The organism is Variovorax sp. 679, assembly GCF_003952185.1.
Classification (GTDB): domain Bacteria; phylum Pseudomonadota; class Gammaproteobacteria; order Burkholderiales; family Burkholderiaceae_C; genus Variovorax.
The window spans coordinates 247,238-266,877 of sequence record NZ_RXFS01000009.1 but is presented as its reverse complement, the minus strand read 5'-3'; the positions used below and the strand labels follow the sequence as shown (position 1 = coordinate 266,877).

The following is a 19,640-nucleotide window of genomic DNA, read 5'->3' as shown; positions in this document are numbered from 1 at the left end:
ACTTTTGCGATTCAGGACGAAAGCTTTGCTATTGATGACATTTGTTTACGAATGCAACATAATGTGAACTAAATGTGAACTAAATCACGCTGCGTTTGGGTCACGCACTCCTACGCTCGACGCCCATGTCTTACTGGTCGACCACTCCGCCACGGCGCGCGCACATCCTCGTCATCGACGACAACATCGAAGAGCTGCAGTTGCTGCTGGGCGTGTTGCGCGAGGCGGGGCACCGCATCAGCCTGGCGTTCGATGCCCTGGAGGGCTACCGCCGGGCGACCGCGCTGCAGCCCGACCTGGTGCTGCTCGATGTGCGCATGGGCGCCACCGACGGCTTCGCGACCTGCCGGCTGCTGAAGGCAGACAGGGCCACGGTGCGCATCCCGGTGATCTTCGTGACCTCGTCGACTTCGGTGGAAGAGCGGCTCAGGGGCCTGCGCGAAGGCGCGGTCGACTACATCCTCAAGCCCTTCGAGCCGGCGGAAGTGCTGGCGCGCGTGGCGGTGCATCTTGCGCTGGCGGGCTGCCGGCAGCAGGCGCGGGCCTGCATCGAACAGGCCGAGAGCGCGCTGGAGAACGCCAGGGGAGAACCCGCCGACAACGCCGATCTCGTGCTGGCGCGGGCGGTCGAACGCCTGGTGCGGGCCGATCTCGCGAACGTGCCGGCGTTGCCCGCGCTGGCGGCGAGCGTGGGCACGCACGAGAAGCGGCTGTCGCGCGTGTTCCGCGAGCAGACCGGCCGCACGGTTTTCGAGTTCGCGCGCGAGGTCCGTCTGGCAGAGGCACAGCGTCTGCTCGCGGGCTCGGCGCTCAGCGTGGAAGAAGTGGCGCTGGCCGTGGGTTTCTCCGGTGCCGCCAACTTCTCGACCGCGTTCCGCGAGCGCTTCGGCAGCACGCCGACCGCGTTTCGCCAGGCGTCAGCCGACCGGACCGCGCCGCCGTCGGTGCCGTCGGCCTGACGCGGTGCCGAGAAGGCGGTGACCACCCGGGCCCTGCGCGGCTTTCGCACGCCACCGCTGTTGTCGTTGTTGGTGCTGTGCGCCGTCTTCTGGCTGGCGGGGCTTTCCGCCGCACGGGCGGATGTGCTGCTGCACGTCGACGACGAGACCCGTTGGCCTCTGGCGCTGGACACGCGCGTCGAGCTGTTCGAGGACACCGGCGCGCGGATGTCGCTCGACGAGATCGATGCGCTGGAAAGCGGCGTGCCCGGCGGCTTCCAGCCCGGCACCCCGGCGCGCATGCGGCAGGGCTTCTCGAGCTCGGCCTTCTGGCTGCGGCTGACCCTGCTGAACGACAGCAGCGAGATCCTGCCGCTGCGGCTGGTGCTCGACGCCACCTGGCTGCAGCGCGTGGATTTCCACGCGCGCCGCGAACTGGCGGGCTGGGCCACATGGACGCACCAGCAGGCCGGCGTATCGGTGCGATCGAACTCCGTGCGGGACCGCGAGCGCGTGCCGATGCTCGCTCTCGACCTGCAGCCCGGCGAGCAGGCGCGCGTGCTGGTGCGGGTGCAGTCGCACAGCAGCGTCAAGCTCGCGCCGGCGCTGTATTCGGCGGATGCCTGGCGCAAGTACGAGAGCTCCCATGCGCTGCTCGACGGCCTGCTGATCGGCGGGCTGCTGGTGCTTGCGGTGTATTCGCTGTCGCTGTGGGTCATCTCGCGCCATCTCGCGCTGGCGCTGCAGAGCATGGGCTTCGCGCTCGTGGCGCTCTACGAGGGCACATACCGCGGCCACGCGCGGCTCGCGCTGTGGCCCGACAGCATCGAATGGAGCTACCGCGCGGCCGGCGTCACCGCGGGCTGTTGCGTGCTGTCGCTGATCTTCTATCTGTACGCGGTGTCGCGGCGCGGCCCGGTGCGCGTACCCGGGCTGCCTTTGCTCGCGGCGCTTGCGCTGGTGCAAGGTGTCGTGGTGCTGGGCACGCTGCTGGGGCCGTACGCGCCTTTCGCGCAGGCCGGCACGCTGAGCGCGCCGGTGGTGGTGCTCGCGCTGACCGTCAGCACCTTCATCTACATGCGGCGCGCGGGGCCGGGCGGCAAGCTGGCTTTTCCGGTGATGAGCATCGTTGCCGTCGGCGTGTGCCTGCGGCTCACCGAACTCGCGATGCCGGCGCACGTGATTCCCGGCTTCGACGCCTATGCGCTGGGCTTCCCGGGCATGCTGGTCGGCCTGGTGGCGCTGGCCGCGTGGGCGCATCACCTGTCGCGCCAGCGGCATGTCGCGCAGCGCACGCTGGTGCACTGGCAGGCGGAAGAGCAGCAGCGGCTACAGGAAGAGGTGGAGCGCAAGACGCATGCGCTGAACGCCGCGCTGGAACAGGCCGAGCACCAGGCGCGCGAGCAGACCCAACTGCTGGCCTACATCAGCCACGACCTGCGCGCGCCGCTGTCGACCATCATCGGCAACGCGCGCCTGCTGCACGGCGACGGCGCGCCGCCACCCGAGCGGCTGCAGGCCATCGAGCGCAGCGTGGCCTACCAGCTCGCGCTGATCGACGACCTGCTCGACTACGCGAAGAGCGAACTGCTTCCCTTTGCCTTCGAGCCGCGCCCGGTGCACCTGCGCGCGCTGATCGACGACATCGCGCAGTACGCCGACACGCTCGCGCAGCGCCAGCACAACCGGTTCGAGCTCGACGTTCTGGGCGCGCTGCCGACGGCCGTGTATCTGGACAGCAAGCGCTTCCAGCAGTTGCTGCTCAACCTGCTGTCGAACGCCGCCAAGTTCACGCGCGACGGCAAGATCGGCCTGCGCGCGCAGGCGCGGCCGCGCGAGGCTTCGTGGCGGCTCGAGTTCGACGTGTGGGACAGCGGCATCGGCATCGACCAGGAAGACCAGGCGCGCATCGCGCAGGCCTTCGGGCAGGGCGCGCCCAGCTCGAACGGCCACGGGCTCGGCCTGGCGATCGCGCGGCGCATCGTGCAGCACATGGGCGGACGCCTGCAGCTGGAGAGCCGCCGCAACCTGGGCACGCGCGTGCGCTTCTCGGTGATCGTGAAGGAGGCTCCGAAGGAACTGGTGCCATTCGTCGTGAAGCCGCAGCCGCCACGCCTGATGTCGCCCATGCCCCTGCCAGTGCGCAGGCCGGCTCGCATGCCGGTTCCGGCGATCGCGCCGCTGCCCGCGGCGGTACGCGACGAACTCGAAACGCTCGCGCGCGACGGCCGCTGGAGCGACCTGCACGAATGGGCCGACCGGCTCGCGGCCGATGCGCGCCATTCGGCGCTGGTCGAAGCGGTGCGGCACGCACTGGACCTGCTCGACTTCGAGCACATCCGGCTGCTCGCGCGCGCAACGCCCAACGCGAGCCAGTGATCGTTGTCGCGGCCGCCGCGACTATTCAGGCGAAGCCGGTGCCTGCGATTCCTGCTGCGGTAGCGCCTGTGCCTGCTGCTGCACCTGCGATGCGTCGGCTGGAACTGCCGGCTCGCTCTCGACGTGGTGCTTCAGCGCGATGCCCTTGACGAGGTGGCGGGGCAGGTGGTGCGTTCTGCGCAACTGGGCCAGCGCTTCGCTGCGCGCCGGCTCGCATACCGGTAGAAACATGTGCAATACGCTCATGGTGTCGTCCCGTGGGGTAACCACTGCGGATTGTGAGCGCCTCGGGTGCGGCGTGGGTGAATCGCCCTCCCGGCGCAGATGGCTTCGGTCATCCCCTCGTCGTGTTGGCGTTGTGCCGGCAGTTCCTGCGGAATGTCAGTCGTTTGGCTGCAGAAAATCCGGGCCCGGCCCGGCCTGCTGCGGGATTCCACCAAGCCCGTCTCTTCGCCACCGCGGCGCATACTGGCGGCACAACAAGCCACTCGTCGGCCCCTTCCGGGGTTCCGGGCGACAGCCAGGAGACACGTGTTGCAGCGAACGAACATTGCCAACCCGGCCTATTTCCACAAGGTCGTCGATTGCCAGTACGCCTGCCCGGCGCACACCCCCGTCCCCGAGTACATACGAATGATCGCGCAGCGTCGCTATGGCGACGCCTACATGATCAACTGGGCCTCCAACGTCTTCCCCGGCATCCTCGGGCGCACCTGCGACCGGCCTTGCGAGCCGGCCTGCCGGCGCGGGCGCGTGGAAGAAAGCAATACCGAGGCGCCGGAGCCGGTGGCCATCTGCAGGCTCAAGCGCGTGGCTGCCGACATGAAGGAAGACGTGCGCGCGCGCATGCCGAAGCTGGAGCCGAGGAACGGCAAGCGCATCGCCTGCGTGGGCGCGGGGCCGGCCTCGCTCACCGTCGCGCGCGACCTGGCACCGCTGGGCTACGAGGTGACGGTGTTCGACGGCGAGGCCAAGGCCGGTGGCTTCATCCGCACGCAGATCCCGCGCTTCCGGCTGCCGGAGTCGGTGATCGACGAGGAGACGGGCTACGTGCTTGACCTGGGCGTGGAGTTTCGCGGCGGCGAGCGCATCGACTCGATGAGCGCGCTGATCGGGCAGGGCTGGGACGCGATCTTCGTCGGCTGCGGTGCGCCGCGCGGGCGCGACCTGGACATTCCTGGCCGCCAGGAAGCGGCTGCCGGCATCCACATCGGCATCGACTGGCTGAACTCCGTTTCCTTCGGCCACGTCAGCAGCATCGGCAGGCGCGTGATCGTGCTGGGCGGCGGCAACACGGCCATGGACTGCTGCCGCTCGGCACGCCGCCTGGGCGGCACCGACGTGAAGGTCATCGTGCGCAGCGGCTTCGACGAGATGAAGGCCTCGCCCTGGGAGAAGGAAGACGCCCAGCACGAGGGCATTCCGATCATCAACTTCCACGTGCCGAAGGCCTTCGTGCACGAGGACGGCAAGCTCGTGGGCATGCGCTTCGAGATCGTCCGTGCAGAGTACGACGACAAGGGCCGCCGCACGCTGGCGCCCACCGGCGAGCCCGACGCGTATTTCGAATGCGACGAAGTGCTGGTGGCGGTGGGCCAGGAAAACGCGTTCCCGTGGATCGAGCGCGACTGCGGCATCGACTTCGACAAGTGGGGCCTGCCGGCGCTCGACGCGAACACCTTCCAGTCGACGGTGCCCAACGTGTTCTTCGGCGGCGATGCGGCCTTCGGACCCAAGAACATCATCACGGCCGTGGCCCACGGCCACGAGGCGGCGGTGTCCATCGACAGGCTGCTGCGCGCGGAGCCGATCGACGTGCGCCCGGCCCCCATGACCAACCTGGTGTCGCAGAAGATGGGCATCCACGAGTGGAGCTACGACAACGACACCTCCAACGACCTGCGCTACAAGGTGCCGTGGGCCAAGGCCGAGACGGCGCTGGCCAGCATCCGCGTGGAGGTTGAACTGGGCTTCGACGCCGCCACTGCCTTCAAGGAGGCCGAGCGCTGCCTGAACTGCGACGTGCAGACCGTCTTCAACGAACCCGCCTGCATCGAATGCGATGCCTGCGTGGACATCTGCCCGATGGACTGCATCAACTTCGTCGACAACGGCGAGGAGGAGGGGCTGCGCTCGCGCCTGAAGGCGCCGGCGCTGAACCTCGCGCAGGACCTGTACGTGTCGGGCGGCCTCAAGACGGGCCGCGTGATGGTCAAGGACGAGGACGTCTGCCTGCACTGCGGCCTGTGCGCCGAGCGCTGCCCCACGGGGGCCTGGGACATGCAGAAGTTCTTGCTGAAGATGACGCTCGCCGGACAGGAGCAGGGCCAGGAGGTCGTTCAATGAGCGCCGTGATGCCGCCCAGGGGCGCTAGCGCGGGAGGCGTTCCCCGCATCGAGGCGGTCAACGACTTCGTCATCAAGTTCGCCAACGTCAACGGCTCGGGCTCGGCCTCGGCCAACGAGTTGTTCGCCAAGGCCATCCTGCGCATGGGCGTGCCGGTGAGCCCGCGCAACATCTTTCCCAGCAACATCCAGGGCTTGCCGACCTGGTACGAGGTGCGCGTGACCGAGGACGGCCACCTCGGGCGGCGCGGCGGCACCGACATGATGGTGGCAATGAACCCGCAGACCTGGGACGCCGACATCGCGGAGCTGGAGCCGGGCGGCTATCTCTTCTACGACAGCACGCGGCCGCTGCCGCCGTCGAAGTTCAGAGACGACATCCGCGTGATCGGCATGCCGCTCACCGAAATCTGCAACGCCGTCTACCAGGACCCGCGCCAGCGGCAGCTGTTCAAGAACATCGTCTACGTGGGGGCGCTGGCGATCCTGCTGGGCATCGAGCCGGAGGTGGTCGAGAAGCTGTTCTCCGAGCAGTACAAGGGCAAGGAAAAACTGCTGGCTTCCAACGTGCAGGCGCTGCACCTGGGCTGCGACTTCGCGAGGGAGAACCTGCGCGAGCCCGTGGGGCTGCGCGTGCGGCGTGCCGACCGCGTGGGCAACAGGATTTTCGTGGACGGCAACAGCGCTGCGGCGCTGGGCTGCGTGTATGGCGGCGCCACCGTTGCCGCGTGGTACCCGATCACGCCGTCGTCCTCGGTGGCGGAGGCCTTCCAGAAGTACTGCACCAAGTTTCGCGTGGACCCGGCCACCGGCCAGCACCGCTTCGCCATCGTACAGGCCGAGGACGAGCTTGCATCGATCGGCGTCGTGGTCGGCGCGGGCTGGAACGGCGCGCGGGCTTTCACCGCGACGTCTGGCCCGGGCATCTCGCTGATGACGGAGTTCATCGGCCTGGCCTACTTCGCGGAGATTCCCGTCACGCTCATCAACGTGCAGCGCGGCGGCCCTTCCACTGGCATGCCCACGCGCACGCAGCAGGCCGACATACTTTGTTGCGCCTATGCCTCGCACGGCGACACCAAGCATGTGCTGCTGTTTCCCGAAGACCCGCACGAATGCTTCGAGCACTCGGCCGCGGCGCTGGACCTGGCCGACCGCCTGCAGACGCCCGTGTTCGTGATGACCGACCTGGACATCGGCATGAATCAGCGCCTGTGCGAACCCTTCGAGTGGGACGACAGCAAGGCCTACGACCGTGGCAAGGTCATGAGCGCCGAAGAGCTGGAGGCCGGCCGCGACTTCGGCCGCTACAAGGACGTGGATGGCGACGGCATTCCCTGGCGCACGCTGCCGGGCACGCACCCTACCAAGGGCAGCTACTTCACGCGCGGCACGACGCGCGACGCCTATGCCCGGTACTCCGAGCGCGGACCGGACTACATCTACAACATGGAGCGGCTGCTGAAGAAGTTCGCGACGGCAGCCACGCTGGTGCCGCAGCCGGTGCTGCGGCCAGCAGCGAAGAAGACCGAGCTGGGCGTGATCTATTTCGGATCGACGAGCCCGTCGATGCACGAGGCGCTGCAGTCGCTGGAAGAGCGGGGCATCCATCTCGACGCGCTGCGGCTGCGGGCCTTTCCGTTTCCCGACAGCGTGGTGCAGTTCCTCGCGCAGCATTCGCAGGTGTTCGTGGTGGAGCAGAACCGCGATGCCCAGATGCGCAGCCTGCTCGTCAACGAGCTGGACGCCGATCCGGCGAAGCTGGTGCGGGTGCTGCACTTCGACGGCACGCCCATCACCGCGCGCTTCATCGTCCAGGCGATCGAGGCGCAGATTCCGAAGATTCGCAAGTCGAAGGAGTCCGCATGACCTACCTAGCCAAGCCCAGGCTGCGGCACCCGACGCTGGCCACCAACAAGGTCGGCTACACGCGGCGCGACTACGAGGGCAAGATCTCCACGCTGTGCGCAGGCTGCGGGCACGACTCGATCTCCGCCTCCATCATCGAGGCCTGCTGGGAGCTGGACATCGAGCCGCACCGCGTGGCCAAGCTCTCGGGCATCGGCTGCAGCTCGAAGACGCCGGACTACTTCCTCGGCGCATCGCATGGCTTCAACACTGTGCACGGCCGCATGCCCAGCGTGCTGACCGGCGCCAACCTGGCCAATCGCGACCTGCTGTACCTGGGCGTTTCCGGTGACGGAGACTCGGCCTCCATCGGCCTGGGCCAGTTCGCCCACGCCATGCGGCGCGGTGTGCGCATGGCCTACATCGTGGAGAACAACGGCGTCTACGGCCTCACCAAGGGCCAGTTCTCGGCAACGGCCGACCAGGGCTCGAAGAGCAAGAAGGGCGTGGTCAACACCGACAGCCCGGTCGACCTGGTGGCCATGGCGCTGCAGCTCGGCGCCAGCTACGTGGGGCGAGGCTTCTCGGGTAACAAGGCGCAACTTGTTCCACTGATAAAGGGGGCGATCAGCCACGGCGGCTCGGCCTTTATCGACGTCATCAGCCCCTGTGTGGCCTTCAACAACCACCCGGGCAGCACCAAGAGCTACGACTACATCCGCGAGCACAACGAGGCGGTGAGCCGCATCGACTTCATCAGCGGGCGGGAGGAAATCGCCATCGACATGGAGCCGGGCGAGGTGATGGAAGTGCGCCAGCACGACGGCACGCTGCTGCGCCTGCGCAGCCTGCACCCCGACTACGACCCCGGCGACCGCTTCGCCGCCATGGCCTACATGCAGCGGCATCATGAAATGGGCGAGGTGGTGACCGGGCTGCTCTACGTCGACCCGCTGGCCACCGACCTGCACACGGCACTCAACACCTGCGACCGGCCGCTCAACGCACTGGGGCCGGAACAGCTGTGCCCCGGCGCCCAGGCGCTGGAGCGGCTCAACGCCTCCTTGCGCTGAGCAAGCGTCGGCGGCACCATTCGAGCAAGCAAGACGCACTTTCCGGAGGGCGCATCATGGCCGAGCGCACCGTATTCCAGTCCATCTCGCGCAAGCACGTGGTCAGCCTGGCCCCGCAAGCCAGCGTGCGCGACGCCGCTTGCGTGATGACGCGTGCCAACTGCGGCAGCGTGCTCGTCATGGAGCTGCCCGACACGCTGCTGGGCATATTGACCGAGCGCGACCTCATGACCCGCGTGCTGGCCAAGGGGCTCGACCCCGACGCCACGCCGGTGCGCGAGGTGATGACGCCCAACCCGATCTGCGTGCCGCCGGAGACGCTGGTGTCCGATGCGGTGGTGCTCATGCTCGAGCGCGGCTTCCGGCATCTGCCGCTGGTGTCGGGCGCGAAGGTGCTCGGCGTGTTCTCGGTGCGCGATGCGCTGCCGAGGGAGATCGGCGCGGCGGTGAGTTTGAGCGAGTTCAGGGAGCAGGTGAACGACGCGCTGGGGTGAGCGGCGGCCGTCTCAGCGCTTCCTCGGTACCAACACCTTCGTGGTCCCGCCTGTCCGCGTGTTCTGATGATGCGCCATCAGCTCGTCATAGACCGTCGGAAGGTCGAGGCAGAGAAAGTTCTCGGCATTGATGTTGGCGATCACGCTGACCGTGGCGCCTGCGCTGCCCAGCAGCGTGCGCTTCACGCCATTGTGGAAGGTGGCAAGGATCAGCTTGTCGTGTTGCAGCCGCTCCTGTCCGCCCACCACAGTCACGGGTGTCTGCACATAGACCGTGCCGCCGCTTTGCATCAGCCACGAGGCGGCATCTCGCACGAATCCGTATTTGTCGTAGGCCGCTTCGTCCAGGAAGACCTCCACTTCGGCCCCTTGTTCTGCCATCCAGCAGAGAAAAGGCACCAGACTGTAGTTGTCGCGACGGCCCGCCGTGCTCACGAGGAACTGCCGCACGGTGATCTTCACCGCGCCCCGCAGGTTCTCCACGATGAAGTCGCTGATGTTGACGGTGGGCGCGAAAGCCGCCTTTACGCGGGTGGAGTCGCGGTTGTAGTGCGAGACCTGCTTTTCGAAGGCCTGCCATTCCACCGAGTCCTCGGCATAGGGAATGCTCAGCAGCTGGAAATAGCGCTGGTAGAGCGGCGCCAGCTTGGCGCTGCGGATGTAGATGCAGCTCTCGAAGTTGCCGCCCTCCATGGCGGAGAAGCTCACGTTGGGCGAGCCGGTCACGATGCCGTCGTTGTCCAGGATCCAGAACTTGTTGTGCATCAGCCCCGTCTGCACGTGTCCGCCATGCAGCCGGTGCCCCAGTTCGCCGAACTGCGTCACGGTCTCGGCTTCGTAGTCGAGAAGGGCGGTGGGGAGTGCGTTGTTCCTCCTCAACGCGGTGAGTTCGTGCCGGCTGTAGAAGAACTTGGGGTTTTCTGCCGCGGCCTGCAGTTGCTCCAGCAGCCTCGGATTGGGCGTGCCCAGTTTCAGCGTGAGCCGGATGTCGTGCTTGACGATGTACGCGAGGATGCCGTCCCCATCGCCCGGGCGGACCGGCATGAACTTGTCCACGGCCAGCGAAAGGCTGCGGGTGTTCGCCAGCAGCTGCAGTATCTGGGTCTTCATCGTGAGACCCGAGCCCGAGCCGAACCCGCGCGCGTCGGCCACGTAGCGCCGCAGCACGATGCCGGCCGCCTCGTGCCAGCGCCGGCAGACCCGGGCGAGGAATCCGACGGTCCGCTCGTCGAACAGCTCGAAGAGCGGAACCAGCACATCGATCACCTGCAGCGGATGCCGCGGCGGCACCGGCACGACCGCAGTGCTCGACGAAGGCGATGCCCCTGAAGTGGCGGCCAGAGAGACCGGCACCACCGTTCTCACCATCCTCGGCCTGCGGGCAATGATCACTCTGGCCTCGATTTCCGGCCGCACGTCGGTGCCTTTGCAGTGCGGGCAGGTCGGAGGCTTCCAGGCGGCGTCCACGTTGCGCTCGCAGGCAGGGTTCAGGCAGATGAAGCGCGGCATGAGGATCCGTGGTCGATGAGGTGTGCCGTCCCGACGCTCAGAGCGCGATCACTTCCGGCAGCTTCTGTTTGATCTTGAAGCAGGACAGCGCCTCCATCTGCTTCCACGCCTGCAGTTGCGTGAAGTTCGTCTGGTACTCGATGTAGCAGCCGGTGAGCGCCTCGTCGATGATCTTGTCGGCTCGCTCGAACAGGATCTGGTTGTCTTCCAGGTCGCGGAAGTAGGTGCGCCAGGTATCGCGCTCCTTCGATTGGCCGAGCAGCGTGAGGTAGCCGGTGTAGAAGAGCGAGTTGAACGCGCGCCCGATGTTGTCCTGGTACACGGTGAACTCGCCGCCGCCGCCGGCGCCCACGCCCACCGTCAGGTCGGCCTCGATGCCGAGCTTGGAGCCGCCGAATGCCGACGATTCGAATTCCAGGGAGAAGGACGCGCCCACGCCCGCCGACAGCGAGCCCTTGGCCGTGCCCTTGATGATGTCGTAGCCGCACATGCGCATCGAGAGCGAGGCTTCGCCCTTGATGCGTGCGCCGGCAAAAGCCTCGGCCTCGACCTTGAGCTTCACGCCGTCCACCGTGGCGCTGAACTCGACCTCGGCCTTGGCCATGGCACCCGCGAAGGCCTCGGCGCTGGCTTCGATCAGGAAGATGTCGGACACGTCGATCTTGGCGTCCAGCTTGATCTTCACGCCGACCATCGCCTCCACGCTGGCCTTGGCCTCGATGCCCTTGCCGCGCTCGTAGCTGGCCGAGGCCTCTGCGCTGGCCGAGGCGCCGGCAAAAGCCTCTGCCTTGAACTCGGCGCGCAGCCCGGTGATCTCGATCACGCATTCGCCCGTGGCCCGCACGCCGTAGCCGACGGAGGCCTCCGCCTTCACGGCCTTCTTGAACTCCTCGTCGGTCCAGGTCACCTTGCTGAACTTGCCGTTCTCGCCGCCGCGCATGAGGCCGGTCTCGACCTGTCCGCTGGTCTGGATCCACGGGCGCGGATCGCCGAACTTGATCTTGGTGAGGTCCTTGCACAGCACGTCGAGGAAGAGACGCACCTTGGCGGGCTCGTTGTTGCCCATGTACTGCAGCGAGAGCGACACATCGTCGAGGTGCTCGCCGCCGTCGCGCAGCCCGTCCATCCAGAACTTGAGCAACTGCTTCTTGCGCACGATGAGATCGCGTCGCACCGCGTTCACGGCCATCCTGTCCGCGACCGATGCGAGTTCGTTGGGCAGGCGCAGGATGGGCATGTCCAGCTGGCTGCTGAACTGCCGCTTGTACTCGGCATTGAAGTCGTTCATCTTCTGCAGCACCAGCGCGGGCTCGGCCGACTGCGTCCCGCGCGTGAGCTTCTCCAGCATCTGCTTGTAGACGTAGAGGAACTGCAGGAACTCCTGCGCGAGCGCCTTGCGCTCCTTGCTGGAAGGCCCGCCGATGATCTTGCCGAGCTGCTTCAGCCAGGCCTTGGTCCTGGTGTTGAACTCGCCGCTGGGCAACTCTGCCCAGACGACTTCGTACTTGTGGGTGAATTTGGCGCTCGCGAGCGCGTTGAACAGGGGCGTGGAAGTGGCCATGGCTTTGAAGACGTATGGAGGGAAAAGAAAGCGCTCTAGACGTCCGGCCTGACACCGATCATCGAGAAGTAGCGATTCAGGTCGCCGTCCTCCCGCAGCACCTCCTGCATCAGCTGAGGCAGCGGCATGCGTCCCCAGGAAGCCGCGCGGTTCACCAGGTAGGGCGTCGGACTGTGCGGCTCCTCGCGCATCAGGTAAGCGGCGGCCAGCTCGAGGAGCTGATAGGCCTCGGCACGGCTGCCGATGCGGCCGCTCGCCACGGCCTGCGGGAGCGCTTCGGAGGAAGAAGAGGAGGTGAAGGAGGAAGAAGGAGCGTCGCTCATGTCGTTGTCGTCCATCGGGGTTGCGGCTGCCACCGGTTCGTCGTTCGCCATCCAGCCGGGAGAAGCCGGCACGGCCGGCTTCTCTTCGTCGCGCGGATCGCGCCCCTGCAACAAGCTGCGCAACGCCTGCCGCATGCGGGCGAGCATCTCCGTCACCTTCGACAGGCTGGGCGAGTCGATGCCCAGGCGCTCGTCGAGCAGGGTTTCCAGGCTGCGCCATGCATCGGCGGCCAGCGCGACCCGGTCGTCGAGCGCAGCCAGGGCGTGCAGGTCGCGCGCGGCGCGGTCCAGGATGTCCTGGCGCGACACCGTCTGCGCACTAGGCTCCTCGGCCACTTCCTTCGCCTTCGGCTTGGCATTGCCCGCCGCGACGGCCGCGCCCGTGCCGTACTCGCTGGTGAGCGCCCGTTGCCAGTCGCTCAGCGTGATGAAGGGCGGCGAGAAATCCGGCCAATCGAGCAGCGGCACGCGCATCAGCAGCACCTGCGCAATGGCGTCGTTGACCCACACGAAAGTGGCTGTGCGCATGTCTGCGTCGCCGTCATCGCCGATGCGCGGATGCACGTCTTCCCAGAACTCGCGCGCGAGCCCTTCGAGCAGTCGCGCGCCCGCGCCCAGGCCGTCGATCGAATGGCGGTGCACCCAGGCCTCGGTGAGCCAGGCTGCCATCTGCAGGTCCTTGCTTCGCCGCTGCAGGACCTCGGTGCACAGCATCTCGGCGGTGCGCCAGTCGGCCTTCTTGAGCGGGCGGGTCCATTCGCCCATGGGCAGGCTGGCGTCTTCCTCTGTGCGAGCCTCGCGGATGCGGGCGCACACGGGGTCGTAGCGCAGCGGTGGGCCGGCCGGGCCTTCGGGGCCTTCGAGCGGCGAGAGAAAGGCGGTGAGGTCCGGCGCGAAGCCGCCGGTTGCCTCGTCGGCGTTGGCGTTCAAGGGGGATAGCAGGGCGGCCATCAGGGCATGTTCCATTCGGGAGCGCGCGTGGGGAACGCGGTGGGCCAGATCAAGGCGTTCTTCTTGCCGGCGGGGCTGGCGGCGACGCGCAGGAACACGCGCGCGCGTCCTCCGTCGGGCGCCTGGGCCGCGTCGCCGGCCGACTGGGCCACCAGCGGAAACTCGAACTTCAGCAGCTGCGAACGGCCGTCGGGCCGCTGTGCCGGGTCGCCTTCGCGCTGGCGCTGGGCCAGAGTGAACAGCGCCCACGGATCGGCGAAGCGGAAGCTGACGGTCTGGCCGTCGGTGATCAGCGCGTGCTGCTGCGGGTCGGCGCGCGCCATCAGCGGCGAGTCCTTCGCGATGCGCAGCACCAGCGCCACCGGCATGCCGTATTCCCAGCGCAGCGTGCGCGGTGCGTCGCGCAGCCTGAGCACCTGGTCGCCGACCTCGAAGGACCAGTCGATGATCTTGCTGCCCTCGATCTCGGCCGTGGTGTTCGCACGGAAGTCGACGCTCAGGTCATAGCCCGGCGCGGCGCCGTCCTCGGTGGGGAAGAGCGGCAGCAGGAAGTCGCGCGCGCGGCCGAACTGTTCGGCGAAGCGGCGAGCGCCCGCGCCCTGCATGCCGGGGCCGCGCATGCCGCCCGCATCGATGCCGCGGTTCTCCTTCAGCGCGCGCGCCAGCGGATCGAAGGCCCGCGCCAGGTCATTCACGTCCGCCGGGTCGGCCAGCTCGAAGGCACGGCCCGTGGCCAGGCCGAACGGATGCCGGCCTGCCAGCGAACGGTTGAAGCGCGTGGAGAACTGCGTCCACAACTCCTGCTGGTCGCCGAACTGCAGTTCCTGGCAGCGCGCGAGCAGTGCGCTGTAGATCTGCTGGTGGCGGTCCGCGAAGTAGTCGCCGATGCGCGTCGCCGGCGCCTTGCCGGCCAGCTTCGCGCCGCAGGTCTCGCGATCGATCTCGGCGCCGGTCGTGCCGAGGAACTGCTCGAGCAGCAGCAGGCTGCTGTTCGGGTTCTTCAGCCGATAGCGCTCCAGGTCTCGGTTGATCGCCTGCCAGCGCTGCGCGAGCACCGAGCCCGTACCCGCGCCGTCGAGTGCCGCGATGTACCCGTCGGCCAGCTTGCCCAGCGCTTCCGTGCGGTTGAACTGCTGGCCCAGGTAGGCCGCGAGCGAGCCCGCGTCCGAGACGCCGAAGGCCACCAGCATCGGCCCGCGCTCGCCGCGCCAGCCCTGGAAGTCGCGCCCGCGCATGGCGTACAGCTCCGACTGGTTGAAGGCCTCGTCGACGGCCTCGAGGCGCTGCAGCGCATCGCGCGAGATCATCGCGCGCAGGTCTTCGGCGCGCGGGCCCGCGCCCAGCTCGTAGAGCAGCGCCTGGATCTTGGCGAGACGCTGGCGCGAGGCTTCGTAGGCGGCCGCTTGCGTGTCGGTGGCGCGGCCCCCGTCGCTCATGCCGTTGGCGGCCTCTGCCACCTGGTCGACCACCAGTTGCGCGAAGTGCGCGTTCAGCGCGGCTTCGATGCCGGGACGCAGCGTCGCCGGAAAGGCCTGCATGCCGTCGCTCATGTAGCGCTTGCGGATGTCGCCGACGGCCAGCGCCTGGTCGAGCCGTGGCAGGTCCCACGCGGCCATGCCGCGCATGCCGGCGCCGGGCAGTTCGCGGTCGCGTGCGGCGGCCATGAAGGGCTGCGCCAGCAGCGCGGTGAGCGCGTCGCGCAGCGCGATGCGCTCGGGTGCGAGCGCGAAGCGGCCTTCCTTGTCCTGCCACACCAGGCCGGGCTGCGCGCCGCCGAAGCGCAGGTTGAACTCGGCGCGGAATTTCTGGAACGCGTCCTGCGCGCGCGAGCGCACCGCGTCGGCAGGCTCCAGCCCCAGCAGCCGGTTCTGCTCGATGCGCGCGATCGTGCGGTCGTAGGAGGCGCCCAGCACCAGCACCGGCTGGCGCATCCAGCCGCCCTTGCCTGAAGCGACCAGGTCTTCCTGGTCCTTGATGGCGGCGATCACCTCGCGGTAGCTGGCCGTTGTGCGCGCGAAGGTGCCGGTGCTCGCGAGCGAAGGCAGCAGCCGCGCCAGCGATTGCTCGGACACCAGCAACTCGTTGTTGACGAACAGCCGCGCATCGAGCTGCGCCGTGCCCTTGTCGAGCGCGCAGCGCAGCGCCGACTGCACGGGCGCGACCGGAATTGCCAGCGCATTGCCCTCGGCCGCCTGCCGGAAGTAGCGCAGGTTGCGGCTCAGGTCGGCCGGCAGCTCGGCGCCCAGCGCGTAGCGCACGGCCACGCGCAGGTCTTCCGCGTTGCCGGTGGAAGGCTGGCGCAGGCGCTCCACCGCCTGCAGCGCGGCATCGAGCTGCTCGACGGAGCCCAGGTAGCGCTGCAGCGCGCCGAACTCGGGCTGGTCTTCCACCAGCAGGCCGTTCTTGCGCGGCGCGTCGCCGATGGTCTTGAAGCTCGGCGGCAGGCCGCAGCTCGCGCCGACGATGAATTCACCGGTGGCTTCGTCCTGCTCCACGCCGCTGAGCTGGCTCACGCGGGCCATCAGCTCGCGCCGCAGCGTGCTCACCGCGATGTCGCCGAACTCGCGCTCGATGCGCTCGATCACGCGCTCGTTCAGGTCGTCGAAAAGATGCCACGAGCCGGGCATGAAGAAGGAGTACGTGCCGTCGGTGCGCAGCCGCTCGTTCATGGCCAGCAGCGACAGCGCCTTGTTGCGGTACCAGGCTGTGGGAATGGTCTCGCCACGCTGCAGCGCGCGCATGCGGTACTGAGCATCGTGCTGCAGCTGCGAGAGAGCCGAAACAAGGGTCGTGTTGTGCCGGTTCAGCTGCCAGGTCGCCACCATCAGCCCGATGCCCCAGCCGCCGAGGAAGAGCACCGCCGCCCAGCGCAGTGCGCGGTGCAGCACCGGGCGCGTGAGCGTCTGCGTGCGCGAGGGCCGCGTGAGGCCGTATTCGAGGAAGATCTTCTTCTCGAACAGGTCGCGCAGGAAGGCGGGCTGGCGCATCAGCTGCGCGATCAGGTCGCCGCCGATGGGCTCCAGGTCCTTCTGGCCGTAGCCGTCGTGCTCCGAGTCGATGGCCGCGACGGTCTGCGCCGATTCGCCGCTGTCGCCCGTCAGGTAGATGCCGCGGAAGAAGAAGGGCTCGTGGTACGCGCTCGGGCGCATCAGCTCGTCGACGTAAAGCTGCAACTGGCCGCGCAGCGCCTCGATGCGCGAGGGCAGCAGCAGTTGCGGGCCCGCGCCCTGCGGCTCGGTGCCGGTGGCGAAGAGCTCGGCCGACACGTCGGACACCGAGCGCACCACGGTACCCACCGCCTCGTCGACCCATGCGGGCTGGTAAGTGGTCGAAAGGTCGTAGGGCGACGACCAGCCCAGCATGCTCGCGCGCAGCGGCTCGGGCAGGGCGCTCGCGAAGGCGCTGAAGCCTTCGAGGTGCTCAGCGCCGGTGACCAGCACGTACACCGCGAAGCGCATGGCGAAGCGGTTCTGCGCCAGCCACAGGCGGCGGTGCGCAAGCTTCGCGCGCTTGGAGAGTTCGAGCCGGCCGTCGGTGCTGTCGTCGAGCAGCAGCGCAGCCGGAATGGTGATGACCACCGAGTCGAAGGGCCGCTGCGGACGGTACGAGCGGCACATGCCCAGGAATTCGTCCCATGGCTTCTCGGATGCATCGTCGTCGTCCGGCGAGCCGAGGTACGCGCCCTGGATGTCGATGACCACGCCGCGGTCGAAGAAGTGCCACGAGATGCCCTGCGTGGTCGCGGCCGAGGCCGATTCGGTGCTCAGCGCGCTCGCCACGCCCGACTGCTCGATCGGCAGCTGCCGGTGGTCGTCGCCCTCGTTGAGCAGCATGATCCACGGAATGCCGTAGCGGTCGGCGCGCGAGGCGATGTTGCCTTCGATCAGCTCTACCGCCTGGCGGAACGAACTGCGCAGCGAGTCGAAGCGGATGCGCGCGACCTTCGGGTCGCTCGACGGCTTGGCGTGCGAACGGCGTGCCGCGAAGTACAGCACCATGCCGAGCACGAGCAGCACCACCAGCGTCAGTACCGCGATGGAAATGAGGAAGAGCTGGTCCGTCAGCATGGCGACGACCTCCTGATGCTCCGTGAATGGCGCAATTCGTTCATCGCTGGTAGGCCCCCGATGCGTCGACCGCCCCCGGCTGCAGCACCTGCCGCACCGGCCACGACTGCCAAAGCCACAACAGCTCCGACACCGCCAGCAGCGTGGCCACGCCCAGCATGAACAGCACCGTCCAGCGGCTCAGCGTGGGCAGCTTGCGCGGCGCGATGTGCGAGAGCGTGCTCGCATAGGCCCGCTCGGACACCACGCGGTCGCGGCCCGAGAAGTCGGCCGGGCGCTGGTAGACGAACTGGAACAGCTCCTCGCGGTAGCCGAGCAGGCGCGCTTCCTCGCCGCCGCCGCGGTACTTGCCCTGGAAGCCCAGCGCCAGTGCGAAGAGATACAGCCGCGCGATGTCGCGCTTCGACGGTTCGCGGCCCGACAGCAGTTCCTCGATGCGGCTGAAGACGAGGTCGCCCGCGATGTTGGTTCGGAAGAGCGAAGACTCCAGCAGGTGCGCCGTCCACCGCTCGCGCCCGATCCAAGGCGTGTGCAGCAGGATCTCGTCGGCCAGCGCGGCCTTGAGGTAGCGCGCGTCGGCCACGTTCTCGAGCTCGAAGCGCGTGCTCTCGCGGCGTGATTCGAGCGACTGCAGCTCCAGCAGGTTCTCGAGGTGGCGGGCCAGCGTCTGCGCCACCATGTCGATGTCGGTCTCGCGCGATTCGGCGGTGCGGTCGCGTGCCTTCACGATCTCGTCGTAGAAGGCGCGGAACTGCTTCGTGATGTGGTCGTCGACAGCCAGGTCGGGTAGGTTGCGTGCCATGGGATTCAGTCCTTGATGAACAGGACGATTTCCTGCGGCGGCTGGGCGGTGGCGCCTTCGTTGGCGTTGGCGATCACCAGCAGCTCGCCCGGAACGGTGAGCGCGGCACTGGTCTGGATCGCGTAGAGCAGGTAGCCCGAGCCGGGGCGCAGGCCCAGTTCATCGGCCGATTCGATGGAGCGGCGCACCGCGCCCAGCACGCGGCGCTCGCGCAGCGAGGGGTAGGCGGACTGTGCGCCGACGATGGCGCTGTCCATCCAGGCCAGCAGGTCCTTGTCGGACTGGCCGCGCAGGCCGATCACGATGCGCGCGCCGGCCACCCACTGCGGCTGCAGCGTGGTCTCGAATGCGCCCTGGCGGAAATCGAACTTGTGCTCGCGGTACTCCTGGCTCACTTCCGACACCGCGTCGCGCAGCGCCAGCAGCAGCGGCTGGAATACGCGCGAGGGGTCGGCATGGTCGTAGTCCATCGGCACTGGAGGCACGCCGCCCGGGCGCAGCAGGCTCAGCGAGGCCAGCAGCGCGTACAGCGACCAGTACATCGGCAGCGGATGCAGGTGCGGCGTACGCAGCACGGCCTCCGCATGCGGCAGGCCCGACAGCAGGCTGCGCAGCCGGTCCTTCAGCTCCAGGTGCGCCAGGCGGTCGTCGATGCGCGACGAGGGCACGGCCGTCTGCTTGGCCACGAAGGCGGCCTTGCCGCGCAGCTGGCCGAGCAGGGCGGACGCGGCCGTCCACAGCGGGTTGTCGCGCGCCACCTCCAGCAGCGGCGGCTGCGCGTCGCCGAGCTTCACCACCTCGTTGTCCTTGTAGACCTGGCCCAGGCGCAGGTGCACGTGCGTGCCCGGCGGCACCGAGCCGGCGCTGAGCGCGAGGCGGGGCAGCATGCGCGGGATGTTCGCGGGTTCGGCGTCGGACACCGCGTCTTCCACAGGCGCGCCGGCCACCGAGCGGAAGCGCACGGTCGCGGCGCGATGCCGGTTGGGGGCGGTCACCGGCAGCGTGAGGTAGATGTCCAGCGGCTCGTTGGCCAGGCGCTCGGCATACGGTGCGAGCGACAGTTCGAGCGCGCCGTGCGCGGCCTCGGCGGCGGAGAACTGGACCGCAGTACCGTCCGGCAGGATGGCTTCGAGCTCCAGTACGCGCAGCAGCCCGGCGGGCAGCAGGCCCTGGTCGAACACCAGGCGGCGCACGCCCCAGCTGAAGGGCGCGGCGGCCAGCGTCTGCCAGGCGACGAGCGAGTCCATGCGCGCCGAGAACTGCTGGAAGTGCTGCGGCGACAGCAGCATGCCTTCGTGCCATTCGACACGGTCGGTGACGGGGGCGGCGCGGTGCAGGTCAGACATGGCG

At 68.3% G+C, this 19,640-nt stretch carries 13 protein-coding genes; 6 read left to right on the top strand and 7 right to left on the bottom strand.

All coding sequences use genetic code 11. From position 1 onward, the window contains the following. Positions 1-125: 125 nt before the first annotated feature. Both EJO71_RS24320 and EJO71_RS24315 read left to right on the top strand, forming a co-directional pair. Positions 126-959: a helix-turn-helix domain-containing protein gene (locus tag EJO71_RS24320; protein WP_125951015.1), complete on the top strand. Its 834-nt coding sequence runs from the start codon at positions 126-128 to the stop codon at positions 957-959. Positions 960-977: 18 nt separating this feature from the next. Then, positions 978-3,317: an ATP-binding protein gene (locus EJO71_RS24315; protein ID WP_125951016.1), complete on the top strand. Its 2,340-nt coding sequence runs from the start codon at positions 978-980 to the stop codon at positions 3,315-3,317. A gap of 21 nt (positions 3,318-3,338) precedes the next feature. Here the strand turns inward: EJO71_RS24315 and EJO71_RS24310 are convergent, their stop codons facing one another. Next, the gene (locus EJO71_RS24310) at positions 3,339-3,563 is read right to left on the bottom strand and encodes a hypothetical protein (protein ID WP_240651493.1); all 225 of its coding nucleotides are present in this window, start codon (positions 3,561-3,563) and stop codon (positions 3,339-3,341) included. Between the two features lie 288 nt (positions 3,564-3,851). Here EJO71_RS24310 and EJO71_RS24305 point away from each other — a divergent pair, with 288 nt between their 5' ends. Genes EJO71_RS24305 through EJO71_RS24290 form a run of 4 tightly spaced genes read left to right on the top strand, consistent with a single transcriptional unit; the run spans position 3,852 to position 9,077 of the window. After that, the gene (locus tag EJO71_RS24305; RefSeq protein WP_125951017.1) at positions 3,852-5,663 is read left to right on the top strand and encodes an FAD-dependent oxidoreductase; all 1,812 of its coding nucleotides are present in this window, start codon (positions 3,852-3,854) and stop codon (positions 5,661-5,663) included. Then, positions 5,660-7,531, top strand: coding sequence for a 2-oxoacid:acceptor oxidoreductase subunit alpha (locus EJO71_RS24300; protein WP_125951018.1), 1,872 nt, complete (start codon positions 5,660-5,662; stop codon positions 7,529-7,531). Before EJO71_RS24305 ends, EJO71_RS24300 begins: the two co-directional genes overlap by 4 nt. Beyond that, positions 7,528-8,583 (top strand): 2-oxoacid:ferredoxin oxidoreductase subunit beta, encoded by a 1,056-nt coding sequence (locus EJO71_RS24295; protein ID WP_125951019.1) that lies wholly within the window; start codon positions 7,528-7,530, stop codon positions 8,581-8,583. Before EJO71_RS24300 ends, EJO71_RS24295 begins: the two co-directional genes overlap by 4 nt. A 56-nt stretch (positions 8,584-8,639) precedes the next feature. Then, positions 8,640-9,077 (top strand): CBS domain-containing protein, encoded by a 438-nt coding sequence (locus tag EJO71_RS24290; RefSeq protein WP_125951020.1) that lies wholly within the window; start codon positions 8,640-8,642, stop codon positions 9,075-9,077. A 12-nt stretch (positions 9,078-9,089) separates the two neighbouring features. On the opposite strand, the gene EJO71_RS24285 is transcribed toward EJO71_RS24290, so the two are convergent. Genes EJO71_RS24285 through tssK form a run of 6 tightly spaced genes read right to left on the bottom strand, consistent with a single transcriptional unit; the run spans position 9,090 to position 19,636 of the window. After that, positions 9,090-10,586 carry a phospholipase D-like domain-containing protein gene (locus EJO71_RS24285; RefSeq protein WP_125951021.1) on the bottom strand — a complete coding sequence of 499 codons (1,497 nt, stop codon included), beginning with the start codon at positions 10,584-10,586 and terminating at the stop codon, positions 9,090-9,092. A gap of 37 nt (positions 10,587-10,623) precedes the next feature. After that, positions 10,624-12,147: a hypothetical protein gene (locus tag EJO71_RS24280; protein WP_125951022.1), complete on the bottom strand. Its 1,524-nt coding sequence runs from the start codon at positions 12,145-12,147 to the stop codon at positions 10,624-10,626. A gap of 35 nt (positions 12,148-12,182) precedes the next feature. Beyond that, positions 12,183-13,400, bottom strand: coding sequence for a type VI secretion system protein TssA (tssA, locus tag EJO71_RS24275; RefSeq protein WP_206169084.1), 1,218 nt, complete (start codon positions 13,398-13,400; stop codon positions 12,183-12,185). A 20-nt stretch (positions 13,401-13,420) separates the two neighbouring features. Then, positions 13,421-17,488, bottom strand: coding sequence for a type VI secretion system protein (locus EJO71_RS24270; protein ID WP_125951024.1), 4,068 nt, complete (start codon positions 17,486-17,488; stop codon positions 13,421-13,423). Positions 17,489-17,528: 40 nt separating this feature from the next. Next, entirely contained in the window at positions 17,529-18,290 is a 762-nt protein-coding gene (locus EJO71_RS24265; RefSeq protein WP_125951025.1) for a DotU family type IV/VI secretion system protein, read from the bottom strand. A 5-nt stretch (positions 18,291-18,295) separates the two neighbouring features. After that, the gene (tssK, locus tag EJO71_RS24260) at positions 18,296-19,636 is read right to left on the bottom strand and encodes a type VI secretion system baseplate subunit TssK (RefSeq protein ID WP_125951026.1); all 1,341 of its coding nucleotides are present in this window, start codon (positions 19,634-19,636) and stop codon (positions 18,296-18,298) included. Between the last annotated feature and the right edge of the window lie 4 nt (positions 19,637-19,640).

What these genes read in the sequence shown, in the direction of transcription:
- EJO71_RS24280 (WP_125951022.1), bottom strand. Translation starts at nt 12,147, where the DNA reads ATGGCCACTTCCACGCCCCTGTTCAACGCGCTCGCGAGCGCCAAATTC.
- EJO71_RS24285 (WP_125951021.1), bottom strand. Translation starts at nt 10,586, where the DNA reads ATGCCGCGCTTCATCTGCCTGAACCCTGCCTGCGAGCGCAACGTGGAC.
- EJO71_RS24300 (WP_125951018.1), top strand. Translation starts at nt 5,660, where the DNA reads ATGAGCGCCGTGATGCCGCCCAGGGGCGCTAGCGCGGGAGGCGTTCCC.
- EJO71_RS24270 (WP_125951024.1), bottom strand. Translation starts at nt 17,488, where the DNA reads ATGCTGACGGACCAGCTCTTCCTCATTTCCATCGCGGTACTGACGCTG.
- EJO71_RS24295 (WP_125951019.1), top strand. Translation starts at nt 7,528, where the DNA reads ATGACCTACCTAGCCAAGCCCAGGCTGCGGCACCCGACGCTGGCCACC.
- EJO71_RS24290 (WP_125951020.1), top strand. Translation starts at nt 8,640, where the DNA reads ATGGCCGAGCGCACCGTATTCCAGTCCATCTCGCGCAAGCACGTGGTC.
- tssK (WP_125951026.1), bottom strand. Translation starts at nt 19,636, where the DNA reads ATGTCTGACCTGCACCGCGCCGCCCCCGTCACCGACCGTGTCGAATGG.
- EJO71_RS24320 (WP_125951015.1), top strand. Translation starts at nt 126, where the DNA reads ATGTCTTACTGGTCGACCACTCCGCCACGGCGCGCGCACATCCTCGTC.
- EJO71_RS24310 (WP_240651493.1), bottom strand. Translation starts at nt 3,563, where the DNA reads ATGAGCGTATTGCACATGTTTCTACCGGTATGCGAGCCGGCGCGCAGC.
- EJO71_RS24265 (WP_125951025.1), bottom strand. Translation starts at nt 18,290, where the DNA reads ATGGCACGCAACCTACCCGACCTGGCTGTCGACGACCACATCACGAAG.